Genomic DNA, 13,603 nt, shown 5'->3' on the forward strand with positions numbered 1-13,603 from the left:
TCGTTTGCGCCAGGCCCCCTGCGTGGCTACGATCGACCGCATTCCCCCTTCTTTTGTTTCTTCTTCCTTTTCCGGAGACATCCACATGGCCGCCAAAGCGCAATTCCACTGGGACGACCCCTTTCTTCTCGACCAGCAGCTGACCGACGAAGAACGCATGATCCGCGACGCGGCCAACGCCTACTGCCAGGAGCGCCTGGCGCCCCGCGTCGTCGAAGGCTTCCGCTCCGGCGAAACCGACCCCGCGATCTTTCGTGAAATGGGCGCGCTCGGCCTGCTCGGCCCGACGATCCCCGAGCAGTACGGCGGCCCCGGCCTGAACTACGTGGCCTACGGCCTGATCGCCCGCGAAGTCGAGCGCGTCGATTCGGGCTACCGCTCGATGGCCAGCGTGCAGAGCTCGCTGGTGATGGTGCCGATCTTCGAATTCGGCACCGAAGGCCAGAAGCAGAAGTACCTGCCCAAGCTCGCCACCGGCGAATGGATCGGCTGCTTCGGCCTGACCGAACCCGACCACGGCTCCGACCCCGGCAGCATGGCCACGCGCGCCAAGAAGGTGCCGGGCGGCTACTCGCTCAGCGGCTCGAAGATGTGGATCAGCAACTCGCCCATCGCCGACGTGTTCGTCGTGTGGGCCAAGGAAGTCAGCGAAAGCGGCACCGTCGGCCCGATCCGCGGCTTCGTGCTCGAGAAGGGCATGAAGGGCCTCTCGGCCCCCGCCATCCACGGCAAGGTCGGCCTGCGCGCCAGCATCACCGGCGAAATCGTCATGGACGGCGTGTTCTGCCCCGAAGAAAACGCGTTCCCCGAAGTACAAGGCCTCAAGGGCCCGTTCACCTGCCTGAACAGCGCCCGCTACGGCATCTCGTGGGGCGCCATCGGTGCCGCCGAAGACTGCTGGCACCGCGCCCGCCAGTACACGCTGGACCGCAAGCAGTTCGGCCGCCCGCTCGCCGCCAACCAGCTGATCCAGAAGAAGCTGGCCGACATGCAGACCGAGATTACGCTGGGCCTGCAAGGCAGCCTGCGCCTGGGCCGCATGAAGGACGAAGGCATCGCCGCGGTGGAAATCACCTCGATCATGAAGCGCAACAACTGCGGCAAGTCGCTGGACATCGCCCGCATGGCGCGCGACATGATGGGCGGCAACGGCATCAGCGACGAGTTCGGCGTGGCCCGCCACCTGGTGAACCTCGAAGTGGTCAATACCTACGAAGGCACGCACGACATCCACGCGCTCATCCTCGGTCGCGCCATCACCGGCATCGCCGCTTTCGCGAACTGATCCGACGCATGAGCACCAAGCCCGCAGCACTCGACGGCATCAAGGTCCTCGATCTGTCCCGCGTGCTCGCGGGCCCGTGGTGCACGCAGATCCTCGCGGACCTGGGCGCCGACGTCGTCAAGATCGAACGCCCCGGCGTCGGCGACGACACGCGCACCTGGGGCCCGCCGTTCGTGAAGGACGCGAACGGCCACGACACCGACCAGGCCAGCTACTTCACGTCCTGCAACCGCAACAAGCGCTCGGTCACCATCGACATGGCCACGCCCGAGGGGCAGGCGCTGCTGCAGCAGATGGCGGCGCAGGCCGACATCGTGGTCGAGAACTTCAAGACCGGCGGCCTCAAGCAGTACGGCCTCGACCAGGACAGCCTGCGCGCGGCCAACCCGCGCCTCATCTACTGCAGCGTGACCGGCTTCGGCCACGACGGCCCGTACGCCGAGCGCGCCGGCTACGACCTGATGATCCAGGCCATGACCGGCATGATGAGCATCACCGGCCGCCCCGACGGCGAACCCGGCGGTGGCCCGTTGCGCGTGGGCGTGGCGCTCACCGACCTCTTCACGGGCGTGTACGCCAGCACCGCCATCCTCGCGGCGCTTCAGGTGCGCGACCGCACCGGCGAAGGCCAGCACATCGACATGGCGCTGCTCGACGTGGGCATGGCCATCCTTGCCAACCAGGCGAGCGCTTTTCTCAACACCGGCAAGGCGCCGGGCCGCCAGGGCAACACGCACCCGAGCCTCGCGCCTTATCAAGACTTTCCGACGCAAGACGGTTCGATGCTGCTGGCCATCGGCAACAACGGCCAGTTCGCGCGTTTCTGCGAAGCCGCCGGCCACGCCGAATGGGCCGCCGACGAACGCTTTGCGACCAACACGCTGCGCGTGAAACACCGCGGCGTGCTGATCCCGATGCTCGAAGACCTCACGCGAACCCGCACCACCGCCGACTGGGTCGCGCTGCTTGAAGACAAGGCCGTGCCCTGCGGCCCGATCAACGACATCGCGCAGGCCTTCGACGACGCGCAGGTCAAGGCGCGCGGCCTGGCCGTCACGCTGCCGCGCGATGCGGGCGACGGCATCGCCAGCATCACCGGCGTGGCGAGTCCGTTGCGCCTCACGGCCACGCCGCCGGTGCTGCGCCGCGCACCGCCCGCGCTCGGGCAGCACACGCAAGAGGTGCTGGCCGAGATGGGCGTCGACGCCACGCGCTTCGAGGCATTGCGCGCCGCCGGGGTGGTCTGACACACTGGCGGGCATGACGCGCCCGCCTGCTCCGTCTCCTGTGGTTTCCGCTGCCGATGCAGCGCCGTTCGCGGTGCTGCGCATCGACCACGTCGTGCTGCGCGTGCGCGATGCCGCGCGCGCCATGGCCTTCTACTGCGACGTGCTCGGCTGCACGCTCGAGAAACGCCGCGACGATCTCGGTCTCGTGCACCTGCGCGCCGGCAGCAGCCTCATCGACCTCGTCACGCACGACGGCAAGCTGGGTAGCCAGGGCGGCGCGCTGGCTGGGCGCGAAGGCCGCAACGTCGATCACCTGTGCCTGCGCATCGAGCCCTTCGACGAAGCGGCGATCCGCGCGCGCATGGCGCGGCACGGCGTGCCGGTGCACGGCGAGGTGCAGAACAACTTCGGGGCCGAGGGCAGTGGTCCTTCGATCTACCTCGAAGATCCCGATGGCAATGGCGTTGAGTTGAAGGGCCCTGCGGCCTAGACTCTGCGGCGCCTTGTGCACGCCGCTGCGGGCGCAGAATCGGCGCGCGCCACCCGGCGCAGAACAATCATTCAGGGGGATTCCACATGACCGAACATTCGTTCGCCGCGCGCGTTGTCGCGCGGCTTCTTGCGCTCGCGGGCGCCGCCTCGCTGCTGGCCGCCTGCGGCACGCGCCAGCCTGCTGCCCCCGAACCCCCGCCGCCCGAAGCCACGGCGCGCAACAGCGTGCTCATGGCGCCCGTGGCCTACGGCACCACCACCAAGGGCGTCGCGCTGTCGAAGGCGGACGACTCCTGCGACGTGCCCGCCTCGCTGCGCCAGGCCGTGCAGGACCAGCTGCTCGAACCCTACGAGTTCCTGCTCGCACCGCCGCTGCCCGCCAACGCGCAGGGCGCGCCCGTGCTGAAGCTGGAGATCACCGACCTGCTCGCGAACGCGGGCGGCCTGTACGGCGGCCCCAAGATCGTCCAGCTGCGCGGCACGCTGGAGCGCGACGGCGCGGCGCCCGCCAAGTTCACGGCGCAGCGCCAGATGTTCATCTACTTCGGCATGCCGCGCAGCACCTGCAGCATGGTCGGTGTCGTCACCTACAAGCTGGGCGAGGACATCGCGCAGTGGCTGCAGAAGCCGGTGGACGGCGCGGTGCTGGGCGAACGCTGAAGACGCGTCGGGTGCGTGGCGCTCAGCCGCCGCGCCCCATCACCGCCACCCCGAACACCACCACGCCCAGCGCGAGGTTCAGCGTCACCAGCTGGCGCACGGTGTTCAGCCGCGCGGCCGCCACGGGCCAGGCGCTGTCGTCCACCGCACGGCGCAGCGCGCGGAACACCGAGGCGCGGATGTAGACATAAATCGCCGCCATCACGAGCGCAATGCCCATCATGGCTTCGACGCGCCAGTGCACGGCGCGAAAGCCGCCGGTGGCGTGGATCAAACCGATGCCGGTCACGAACAGCAGCGTGACGGACGCGTCCACCCCGATAAAGAAACGCCGCAGCGTCGCGGCCATCATGCGCAGGCGCAGCGGCGGCTCCAGCGTGGCGACAGCGGCAGGGCGCACCGCGAAGTGCATGACGGCCATGCCGCCGACCCAGAAGGCGGCGCACAGCAGGTGAATGAAGAGGGGAGCGAGGTAGGACATGGGGTCCGATCAGAACACCGAACCGTGCGCGCACGCAACGCAAGCCCCCATGCCCTTCAACCCGTCGCGCCGCGCCCGCGCGTGCTCGCGCGGGGCTTGCTGGTGCCCGTGCCTGCGATCGAATCGGCATAGCGCTTCATGTCCGCCACCACCTGCCGCAGCAGCGTCGCCGCGGCCGGCGGCAGCAGGCGCCCGTGGCGCGACACGATGTGCGAGCGCCCTTGCGACAGCAGCGGGTTCTTCATCGGCAGCTCGACCAGCGCCGGGTGGTCGGCGTTGGGCGTGAGCGAGATGCGCGTGCCCAGCGTGTAGCCCAGGCCCGCCGACACGAAGTGGCCCAGCGCGCTGAACGAGGTGGTGGTCAGCAGCGCGGGCAGCCGCACACCTTCGCTGATCTCGGCCGCCTCGATGTGCTGGCGCACGCCGAAGTTGCGGTGCAGCGTGGCGCCGGGGTAGGGCAGCAGGTCGGCCAGCTTCAGCGGGCGGCCGAGCTGCGCGAGCGGGTGCGAGCCCAGCACCATGGCCTGGATCGGCTGCGCGTGCGACTGATGCGAGGTGAGCCGCTCGTCCTTCGGCGGCTGGAACAGCATGCCGATGTGGGCACGTTCCTCGATCACGCGGCGCACGATCTCGTCGGTGCTGGCGACGTCGAGGTTCACCGTGATCTTCGGGTGGCTGGCCATGAAGATGCGCAGGCTGTGCCGCATGAGCCAGTCCACATAGCCTTCGCCGGCCACGATGTCGATGTGACCGCTCTCGATCTTGCGGATGCTGTCCATCTGCGCCAGCAGGTGCTGCTTCTGCCCTTGCTGCCGGCGTACGTAGCCGGCCAGCAGCTGGCCCGCGTCGGTGGGCACCACGCCGCGTCCGTGGCGCTCCAGCAGCGGCAGGCCGCACTCCGTTTCGAGGATGCCGATGGCGCGGCTCACAGCCGACGGGTCCATGTCGAGCACGTCGGCCGCGCCGCGCACCGAGCCGCTGTCGAGCACCTGCATGAAGTAGCGCACCCGGCGGGTGTCGAGCTTGTCGTCCATGGCGGTCGTCTCCGAGTGTTGCATTCAATGCAACGAATATCCTTATTTGCGGTCATTGATGCAAGAGGCTCGCAGCCCGAAACTCGCCGGCACCCCTCGAAAACGCCCACCCATGACCTCCGCCGCCTCCACGATTGCAGCCGTAGCGCCTTCCAGCGCCACCGGCAAACTCAAGCTCCTCGTCGTCACCCTGGTCCTTGTGGCCGTGGCTGAACTCATCGGCCCGACGCAGTTCAGCGTCGGCCCCGGCAAGGTGGTGCTGCTGCCGATGCTGTGGGCGCTGCTCATGGCCGCCGCCTGGGGCATCGCGCACCGGCGCGTGCCGGGCGTGGTGCGCGTGGCCACGGCGCAGCAGTCGCTGGCCGGCGGCCTGCTCAACGCGGGCCTGCTGCTGTTCGTGGTGAAGCTGGGCCTCACGGTCGGCGCCGCGCTGCCGCAGGTGAAGCAGGCCGGCTGGGCGCTGCTGTTCCAGGAGTTCGGCCATGCGCTGGGCACCCTGGCGCTGGGCCTGCCGCTGGCGCTGCTGCTGGGCATCAAGCGCGAGGCCGTGGGCGCCACCTTCTCGGTGGGCCGCGAGGGCAACCTCGTGATCATCGGAGAGAAGTACGGCATGGCCTCGCCTGAAGGCCGCGGCGTGCTGGCCGAGTACATCACCGGCACCGTGCTGGGCGCGCTGTTCATCGCGGTGCTGGCGGGCTTCATCGCCAGCCTGCACATCTTCGACCCGCGTTCGCTGGCCATGGGCGCCGGCGTGGGCTCGGGCAGCCTGATGGCGGCGGCGCTGGGCGCCATCGCCGCGCAGAGCCCGCCCGAGATGCTGCCGCAGCTCACGGCAATTGCCGCCGCGTCGAACCTGCTGACCACCGTGGCCGGCTTCTACTTCACGCTGTTCCTCTCGCTGCCGCTGTGCTCGTGGCTCTACGGCAAGCTGGAGCCGGTGCTGGGCCGCTTCTCGAAGCACGGCGCACAACAGGGCGCCGCCGTGGACGCGGGCGCGAACGTCTTGAGCGCCGACGTGGCCCACGCCGCCCCGACCTCGCTGCGCGACACGCTGCTGGCCTGGCTGGTGGTGGGCGGCGGCGTGCTCATCGGCAATGCCCTGACCTACAAGGTGCCGGTGCTGGTGTCGCTCGAAGGCGTGCTCGCCGTGGTGGCGATTGCCGGCGCCGTCGAAGCCATCAAGCGCTTCGTCCCCCGCCTGCCGATGGTGCTGGTGCTCTCGGTGGTGGCCACCGTGGTCGGCATCCCGGGCCTGTTCCCGTTCTCCGACGCGCTCATCGCGCTCACCGCCAAGCTCAACTTTTTGGCCTTCACCACGCCGGTGCTGGCGCTGGCCGGCTTCTCGGTCGCCAAAGACCTGCCCGTGTTCCGCCGCCTCGGCTGGCGCATCGTGGTGGTGTCGCTCACCGCGACGGCCGGCACTTTCCTCGGCGCGACCTTCATCGCCGAGTTCTTCCACTGATTTCATCCCACGAGAGATTCACGCCATGTACCGCGACCCCGAGATTGCCGAAGACACCCGCGCCCGCATGCTCAGCTGGCGCCGCGACATCCACGCCAACCCCGAGACCGCCTTCGAGGAACACCGCACCGCCAACGTGGTGGCCAATGCGCTGATGCTCATGGGCCTGCCCGTGCACCGCGGCCTGGCCGGCACCGGCGTGGTCGGCACGCTGAAGAACGGCGACGGCCCCAGCATCGCGCTGCGCGCCGACCTCGATGCGCTCAACATGCAGGAGCTGGGCACGCAGGCGCATGCCTCGAAGTGCGTCGGCAAGATGCACGCCTGCGGCCACGACGGCCACACCGCGATGCTGCTGGGCGCGGCGGAGCACCTGTCGCGCCACAAGCCCTTCAAAGGCACGGTGCACTTCGTGTTCCAGCCCGCCGAAGAAAACGAAGGCGGCGGCCGCGTGATGGTGGAAGAGGGCCTGTTCGACCAGTTCCCGGCCGACGCCGTCTACGGCATGCACAACTTTCCGAGCCTGCCGCGCGGGCGCTTCGCGATCCGCAAGGGCACCATGACGGCCTTTCTCGACACCTTCGAGATCGTCATCACCGGCAAGGGCAGCCACGGCGCCATGCCCGAGACCGGCATCGACTCGGTGGTGATCTCGGCCCAGCTCATCAACGCGCTGCAGACCATCGTGAGCCGCCGCACCGGTGCCACCGACGCGGCCGTGGTCAGCGTCACGCAGATCCACGGCGGCGACACCTGGAACGTCATTCCCGAGACCGTGGTGCTGCGCGGCACCGTGCGCACGCTCGACGCCGGCATCCAGGACAAGACCCAGGCGGCGATGCAGCAGATCTGCGACGGCGTGGCCGCCACGCACGGCGCCAAGGTCGCGCTGGAATACCGCCGCGGCTACCCCGGCGTGGTCAACACGCCGGCCGAGACCGACGCGGCCATCGCGGCGGCGGCCAGCCTGGTCGACCTTGAACAGGTGCACACCGACATCCCGCCCGCCATGGGCTCGGAAGACTTCGCCTTCATGCTGCAGAAGCGCCCCGGCGCCTACATCGGCATCGGGGCAGGCGAGGGCCCGAACGACCCGAACGTGCACAACCCGTACTACGACTTCAACGACAACATCCTGCCGCTGGGTGCGGCCTACTGGGTGGCGCTGGTCAAACAGCAGCTTCCGGTCGCATGATGCGCTGATGCTCTCCGCCTTCGACATCTTCAAGATCGGCATCGGCCCGTCCAGCTCGCACACCGTCGGGCCGATGCGCGCCGCGCTGCTGTTCGCGCAATCGCTCGAACGGCGCGGCCTGCTCGCGCAGGTCGCACGGCTGCACGTCGACCTGTTCGGCTCGCTCGGCGCCACCGGCCACGGCCACGCGACCGACCAGGGCGTGATCCTCGGGCTCTTCGGCGACGCGCCCGACACCGTGCGGCCCGAGACCGTGCAACCGCGCCTGGACGCGCTGCGCCGCAGCGGCCAGCTGAGCCTGCTGGGCACCACGCCCATCGCCTTCGACCGCGTGCGCGACATCGCCTTTCGCGGCGAAGAGTCGCTGCCCGAGCACCCGAACGCCATGCGCTTCACGGCCTTCGCGGCCGACGGTGCCGTGCTCGCCGAAGGCACCTACTTCTCGGTCGGCGGCGGCTTCGTCGTCGAGGGCGGGCAGGCCGTGGCGCAAACGGCAGCCGCTGCAGCCGCCGTGCCGCATCCCTTCACGACCGGCGACGAACTCATGGCGCAGTGCCACGCGCACGACATCTCCGTGGCCACCCTCGTGATGCGCAACGAATGCGTGTGGCGGCCCGAGGCCGAGGTGCGCGCGGGCCTGCTGCGCATCTGGGGCGTGATGCAGCAGTGCGTGCAGCGCGGCTTCGGCATCGACAACCCGCTGGCCGCGCACGCGCTGCCCGGCCCGCTGCGCATGCGCCGCCGCGCGCCCGAGCTGCACCGCGAGCTGCTGGCGCAAGCCGGCGCCGCCGATCCGCTCGCGGCCATGGACTGGGTCAACGCCTTCGCGATGGCGGTGAACGAGGAGAACGCGGCCGGCGGCCGTGTCGTCACCGCGCCCACCAACGGCGCGGCCGGCGTGGTGCCCGCCGTGATGCACTACTACCAGCGCTTCGTGCCGCAGGCCAGTGACGAAGGCATCGTCGACTTCCTGCTCACCGCGGCAGCCATCGGCATGCTCTACAAGACCAACGCCTCCATCTCGGGCGCCGAGGTCGGCTGCCAGGGCGAGGTCGGCGTGGCCTGCTCGATGGCGGCCGGCGCGCTCGCCGCCGTGCTCGGCGCCACGCCCGCGCAGGTCGAGAACGCCGCCGAGATCGGCATGGAGCACAACCTGGGCCTCACCTGCGACCCGGTCGGCGGCATGGTGCAGATTCCCTGCGTGGAGCGCAACGCGATGGGCGCCGTGAAGGCCATCAACGCGTCGCGCCTGGCGCTGCGCGGCAACGGCAGCCACTACGTGTCGCTCGACGCGGTGATCCGCACGATGAAGCAGACCGGCGAGGACATGAAGTCCACGTACAAGGAGACCTCGCTGGGGGGGCTTGCGGTGAACGTGGTGGAGTGCTGACAGACGCTGCGTCAGAATGACCGGCTCACTGTCTTGAACACAGAAAGCCGAGGCCCCATGACCCGCACCGTCGCCGAAAAGCGCGCCGCCTTCCGTGCCCTCCACGCACAAGGCTGCTTCGTCATTCCGAACCCTTGGGACACGGGCAGCGCGCGCTACCTCGAAGGCCTGGGCTACCAGGCGCTGGCCACCACCAGCTCGGGCTTCGCGTGGTCGCGCGGCCATGCCGACGGCGCCATGTCGCGCGACCAGATCTTCGCGCACCTGCGTGAACTCGTGGTCGCCACCGACCTGCCGGTGAACGCCGACTTCGAGAACGGCTTTGCCGCCGACGCACAGGGCGTGGCCGAGAGCGTGCGCCTCGCGGTCGAGACCGGCGTGGCGGGGCTGTCGATCGAGGATTCGACCGGCAACCCCGACGATCCGCTGTTCCCCATCGACGTCGCGGTCGAGCGCCTGCGCGCCGCGCGCCGGGCCATCGACGCGGCGGGTGGCGACACGCTGCTCGTGGGCCGCGCCGAGAACTTCTTTGCCAACCGCCCCGACCTCGACGACACCATCGCGCGGCTGCGTGCGTACGCCGAGGCCGGCGCCGACTGCCTCTACGCGCCCGGCATCAAGACGCGCGAGCAGATCGCGGCCGTGGTGGCTGCCGTCGCGCCCAAGCCGGTCAACCTGCTGGTCGGCGCGACCAGCGAGCTGACGATGGCGGACATCGCCGCGCTCGGCGTGCGCCGCGTGAGCGTGGGCGGCGGCATGGCGCGCGCGGCCTGGGGCGGCTTCATCCGCGCTGCACGCACGCTGGCCGAGCAAGGCCGCTTCGACGGCTTTGCCGATGCCACGCCGGGCACCGAGCTCAACGCCTTCTTCCGTCCGTTCACCGACTAGCCTCATCGTCGTGGATGCGCTGCTTGCCGAGATCCGCGCCTGCCGTGCGTGCGAGGCCCATTTGCCGCTCGGGCCGCGCCCGATCGTGCAGGCGAGTGCGAGCGCGCGGCTGCTCATCGTCGGCCAGGCGCCCAGCCTCACGGTGCACCAGACCGGCGTGCCGTGGAACGACAAGAGCGGCGACCAGCTGCGCCGCTGGCTCGGCATCGACCGTGAGGTGTTCTACGACGCGGCGCGCATCGCGATCGTGCCGATGGGCTACTGCTACCCGGGCCGCGGCACCAGCGGCGACCTGCCGCCGCGCAAGGAGTGCGCACCGCTGTGGCACGACCGCCTGTTGGCGCAGATGCCGCACATCGCATTGACGCTGCTCATCGGCCAGTACGCGCAGCGCCACTTCCTCGGCAAGACCACGCACAAGGGCGTGACCGAAACCGTCGAAGCCTTTGCCGACTACGCACCGCGTTTCGTCCCGCTGCCGCATCCGTCGCCACGCAACACCGCGTGGTTCCAGCACCATCCATGGTTCGAGCGCGATGTGCTGCCGGTGCTGCGCGAGCGCGTGCAGCAGGCGCTCAGCGTGCCTTCTTCCGAGGGGCCGACGGCCGCCTCGGCGGCTTCGCCTCCAGCACCAGCTCCGCAGGCAGCGCGTCGTTCCACGACTCGGTGAAGTAGGCGCGGTCGCTCGGCACCAGCTGCGGCAGCACCTCGCGCAGCAGGCCCAGCGAGTGCTCGGCCGCCTTCAGGTCGCCCGCATGCGCCGCGTACCACGCGTGCTCGAACAGCAGGCTGCCCTGCTGCAGCCCCGGATAGCGGCGTCGCCCAGCCTGGTGGTCGGCCAGCCGCGCCTGCGCCACGTCGACCCAGCGCGCGGGCCAGTTGGCGGCGTCGAAGGCGTCGGCGAGCGGGCCCGCGAGCTTCGAGACGGCGGCGGGGTCGAGCGGCTTCTGTGCGCGGAACTGCGCGAGCGTGGGCTGCGTCTCCGGCTTGCAATGGCCGCGTGCGATGCGCATCAGGTAGATCGCGTTCCATGCCGAGCGGCCCTGGCCGTCGGTGTGGCCGCACAGCCATTCGCTGAAGGCGATCCATTGCACCGCGCGGCGCGTGGTGTCGGCCCGGTGGCCGTCGTGCGCGAGCGCCGGCAGGTCGCCCAGGCCCACGCGGTCGAACAGCCACGCGGCCATGCCCATGTTGGCCGCGACGTGCTGCGCGGCGTCGAAGGAGTGCGACTCGAAGGCCGCCGCCAGCGCTTCGCCGAAGCGCTGCAGCGACTCTTCGGCGAGCGCGGCTGCTGCCGGGCGGTCGTCGGCGGCCAGCGCGAGGGCGCGCGAGCGGCAGGCCAGCGCCCACAGGTTGCACCACTCGAAGCGCACGTCGGGGTGGTGGCGCAGCACCAGCGCGCGCGCCGGGTCTTCGGCCATGCCGCCCAGCAGCGACTGCGCCAGCGGCAGGTCGCGCGCGGTGTAGGCGCACCAGGCCGAGACGATGCACTCCATCGCGCCGAGGTAGTCGTTGCCCGCCACGTGGTGTGCGAGCCGTTGTTTCTTGAGCGCCTGCAGCCGCCGGCGTGCCTGTTCGTTGTCGCCGAGCCGGCGCCACAGCATCGCCTCGTTGAGCGTGACGAGCGCGCGCTGGAAATCGCTGGCGGCCAGCGTGCCGGCCAGGCGGATCGCTTCGAGCGCGCTGCCGTTGCCGTTTCCGCCTGCCACCGGCGACATCAGCCGGCCTTGTCGCGCGGCCTGCTGCGAGGCGACCAGCTGTTTCCAGAAGGCGGCGTCCTGCAGGTGCACGGCGTCGGGCGGCGTCACCGTGCCGGCGGCCTGTGCCTTGCGTGAGCGCAGGCCGAGGAACGACGCCACCTCGGCGGCGGTGGCCGGTCGGTTGTCCACGAGCAGGCGCAGGCGCTTGGCTTGCGCGGCCGGCAGCCAGAACGGGCCCTGGCTGCGCCGCTCAGCATTGAGAAAGCGCGGCTCGCGCTGCAGGTCTTCGCCCCAGCCGACCTCGAGGCCCCAGGCCTTGAAGTCGCGGAACGCGCGGCTCACGACCATGCGCAGCGTGCTGGCGTCGGACACCTCGCCGCGCAGGTCGGCCAGCCGCACGACGCCGCTGCCGCCGCCGTGGGCATGGGCGTGTTGCATGCGCACCAGCAGCCACAGCGACTGGAAGGCCGCGCGCCGTCCGTTGACGGACTGCGGCGAAGTGAGTTCGATGGAAAGAAGGGCAGGGGTGGCGATGGAAGGCACGCCCTGGATTGAACCTCAAATCGCATGCGGTCTCTGAAGAAACCGCACGCGCGTTTCGGTGAATCAGTAGCGGTTGCGGTCGAGCAGCTCGGGCACTTCGCTGCGGCCGATGCCGAGGTCGCGCAGGTCGTGGTCGCTCATGCCCGCCAGCAGTTGCACGTCGTCGCGGGCGCGGCGGCGTGTCACGGCGCGGCGGCGCCAGTCGTGCAGGGCGTGCAGCAGGCGTTGATGAAAAGACGGTGGCTTCGGCGCGGTCACGGTGGGCTCCTGGTAGGGGAGCGCTCATCTTCCGGCGGCGCGTGCTATTGTGGAAGTTGAGATTTCTGACACCTTCAATCAGCATTCCTGATGCGACAGCTCAACCTCGACCAACTGCGCACGCTCATCGCCATTGCCGACCTGGGCACCTTCTCGGCCGCGGCCAAGGCGCTGCACCTCGCGCAGCCGACGGTGAGCCTGCACATCAGCGAACTCGAATCGCGCCTGGGTGCACCGCTGGTGGTGCGCGGCAGCCGACGCGTTCTGCCCACGCCGGCCGGTGCAGCCTTGGTGGAGCGCGGGCGCAAGCTGCTGCGCGACACCGACGACGCGGTGGAGGCCGTCAAGCGCCAGGCCGAAGGCCGCACGGGCCGCGTGCGGCTGGGCACTTCGACCGGCGTGCTGGTCGACCTGCTGCCGCAGGTGCTCGAGGCGCTGGGGGCGGAGCACGCGGGCATCGACGTCGAGGTGAGCATTCGGGGCTCGTACGAGGCCATGGAGCGGCTCGCGGCGGGCACGCTCGACATCGGCCTCGTCGCCATTCCACAGCCGCCGGTGCGCGGCATCGTGGTCACGCCCTGGTGCGAGCAGCCCATGATGGCCTTCGTGCCGCAGCGCTGGAAGGCGCCCAAGCGCGTCACGCCGGCGTGGCTCGCGGCGCAGCCGTTGATCTTCAACGAGGCGACCACGCACATGTACCGCCTCACGATGGAGTGGTTTGCCGCCGCCGGCTTTGCGCCGCGTGCGCGCATCGAGCTCAACTACGACGCGGCCATCCGCAGCCTCGTGGCGGCGGGCTATGGCGCCGCGCTGTTGCCGCTGCAGAAGTCCACCGACATGGCGCGCAACGACCGCATGCAGATCGTGCCGGTGACGCCCAAACTCACGCGGCGCGTGGGCATTGCGCACCGCCAGCATGCCGTGCTCGACGGTGCCACGCAGAGCGTGCTGAAGGTGCTGACGGGCTTTCGCCAGCTCTGAGGGGG

Annotated in this window: 14 protein-coding genes; 10 read left to right on the plus strand and 4 right to left on the minus strand. The window is 70.1% G+C overall.

Annotation, left to right across the window (positions count from 1 at the left end; genetic code table 11):
• Positions 1-85 precede the first annotated feature (85 nt).
• From CLU95_RS15670 to CLU95_RS15685, 4 genes are all read left to right on the plus strand, one after another.
• A complete protein-coding gene (locus CLU95_RS15670; RefSeq protein WP_099794420.1) occupies positions 86-1,285 on the plus strand; it encodes an acyl-CoA dehydrogenase in 1,200 nt (399 codons plus the stop codon).
• A gap of 8 nt (positions 1,286-1,293) precedes the next feature.
• Positions 1,294-2,532 (plus strand): CaiB/BaiF CoA transferase family protein, encoded by a 1,239-nt coding sequence (locus tag CLU95_RS15675; protein ID WP_099794422.1) that lies wholly within the window; start codon positions 1,294-1,296, stop codon positions 2,530-2,532.
• 13 nt (positions 2,533-2,545) lie between these two features.
• Positions 2,546-3,004 (plus strand): VOC family protein, encoded by a 459-nt coding sequence (locus tag CLU95_RS15680; protein WP_099794424.1) that lies wholly within the window; start codon positions 2,546-2,548, stop codon positions 3,002-3,004.
• A gap of 86 nt (positions 3,005-3,090) precedes the next feature.
• Positions 3,091-3,666: a hypothetical protein gene (locus CLU95_RS15685; protein WP_099794425.1), complete on the plus strand. Its 576-nt coding sequence runs from the start codon at positions 3,091-3,093 to the stop codon at positions 3,664-3,666.
• A 22-nt stretch (positions 3,667-3,688) separates the two neighbouring features.
• On the opposite strand, the gene CLU95_RS15690 is transcribed toward CLU95_RS15685, so the two are convergent.
• Both CLU95_RS15690 and CLU95_RS15695 read right to left on the minus strand, forming a co-directional pair.
• The gene (locus tag CLU95_RS15690; protein ID WP_099794427.1) at positions 3,689-4,147 is read right to left on the minus strand and encodes a CopD family protein; all 459 of its coding nucleotides are present in this window, start codon (positions 4,145-4,147) and stop codon (positions 3,689-3,691) included.
• Between the two features lie 56 nt (positions 4,148-4,203).
• Complete coding sequence (locus tag CLU95_RS15695; RefSeq protein WP_099794429.1) at positions 4,204-5,181, minus strand: LysR family transcriptional regulator; 978 nt, start codon at positions 5,179-5,181, stop codon at positions 4,204-4,206.
• Positions 5,182-5,293: 112 nt separating this feature from the next.
• On the opposite strand from CLU95_RS15695, the gene CLU95_RS15700 reads away from it, so the two are divergent.
• From CLU95_RS15700 to CLU95_RS15720, 5 genes are read left to right on the plus strand one after another with little or no spacing between them, the layout of a single operon-like run.
• The gene (locus tag CLU95_RS15700) at positions 5,294-6,643 is read left to right on the plus strand and encodes a DUF3100 domain-containing protein (protein ID WP_099794431.1); all 1,350 of its coding nucleotides are present in this window, start codon (positions 5,294-5,296) and stop codon (positions 6,641-6,643) included.
• A gap of 25 nt (positions 6,644-6,668) precedes the next feature.
• Entirely contained in the window at positions 6,669-7,838 is a 1,170-nt protein-coding gene (locus tag CLU95_RS15705; RefSeq protein ID WP_099794433.1) for a M20 aminoacylase family protein, read from the plus strand.
• 4 nt (positions 7,839-7,842) lie between these two features.
• Positions 7,843-9,228 carry an L-serine ammonia-lyase gene (locus tag CLU95_RS15710; protein ID WP_180288737.1) on the plus strand — a complete coding sequence of 462 codons (1,386 nt, stop codon included), beginning with the start codon at positions 7,843-7,845 and terminating at the stop codon, positions 9,226-9,228.
• Between the two features lie 57 nt (positions 9,229-9,285).
• Entirely contained in the window at positions 9,286-10,116 is an 831-nt protein-coding gene (locus CLU95_RS15715; protein WP_099794437.1) for an isocitrate lyase/PEP mutase family protein, read from the plus strand.
• A gap of 10 nt (positions 10,117-10,126) precedes the next feature.
• The gene (locus CLU95_RS15720) at positions 10,127-10,786 is read left to right on the plus strand and encodes a uracil-DNA glycosylase family protein (RefSeq protein ID WP_099794440.1); all 660 of its coding nucleotides are present in this window, start codon (positions 10,127-10,129) and stop codon (positions 10,784-10,786) included.
• Here the strand turns inward: CLU95_RS15720 and CLU95_RS15725 are convergent.
• Positions 10,692-12,359, minus strand: coding sequence for a hypothetical protein (locus tag CLU95_RS15725; protein WP_099794441.1), 1,668 nt, complete (start codon positions 12,357-12,359; stop codon positions 10,692-10,694). The genes CLU95_RS15720 and CLU95_RS15725 overlap by 95 nt on opposite strands.
• A gap of 63 nt (positions 12,360-12,422) precedes the next feature.
• A complete protein-coding gene (locus tag CLU95_RS15730; protein WP_099794443.1) occupies positions 12,423-12,617 on the minus strand; it encodes a DUF1127 domain-containing protein in 195 nt (64 codons plus the stop codon).
• Positions 12,618-12,707: 90 nt separating this feature from the next.
• Between CLU95_RS15730 and CLU95_RS15735 the strand changes: the two genes are divergently transcribed.
• The gene (locus CLU95_RS15735; RefSeq protein ID WP_099794445.1) at positions 12,708-13,598 is read left to right on the plus strand and encodes a LysR family transcriptional regulator; all 891 of its coding nucleotides are present in this window, start codon (positions 12,708-12,710) and stop codon (positions 13,596-13,598) included.
• Positions 13,599-13,603: the final 5 nt, after the last annotated feature.

The organism is Variovorax sp. 54 (assembly GCF_002754375.1).
Taxonomy (GTDB): domain Bacteria; phylum Pseudomonadota; class Gammaproteobacteria; order Burkholderiales; family Burkholderiaceae_C; genus Variovorax.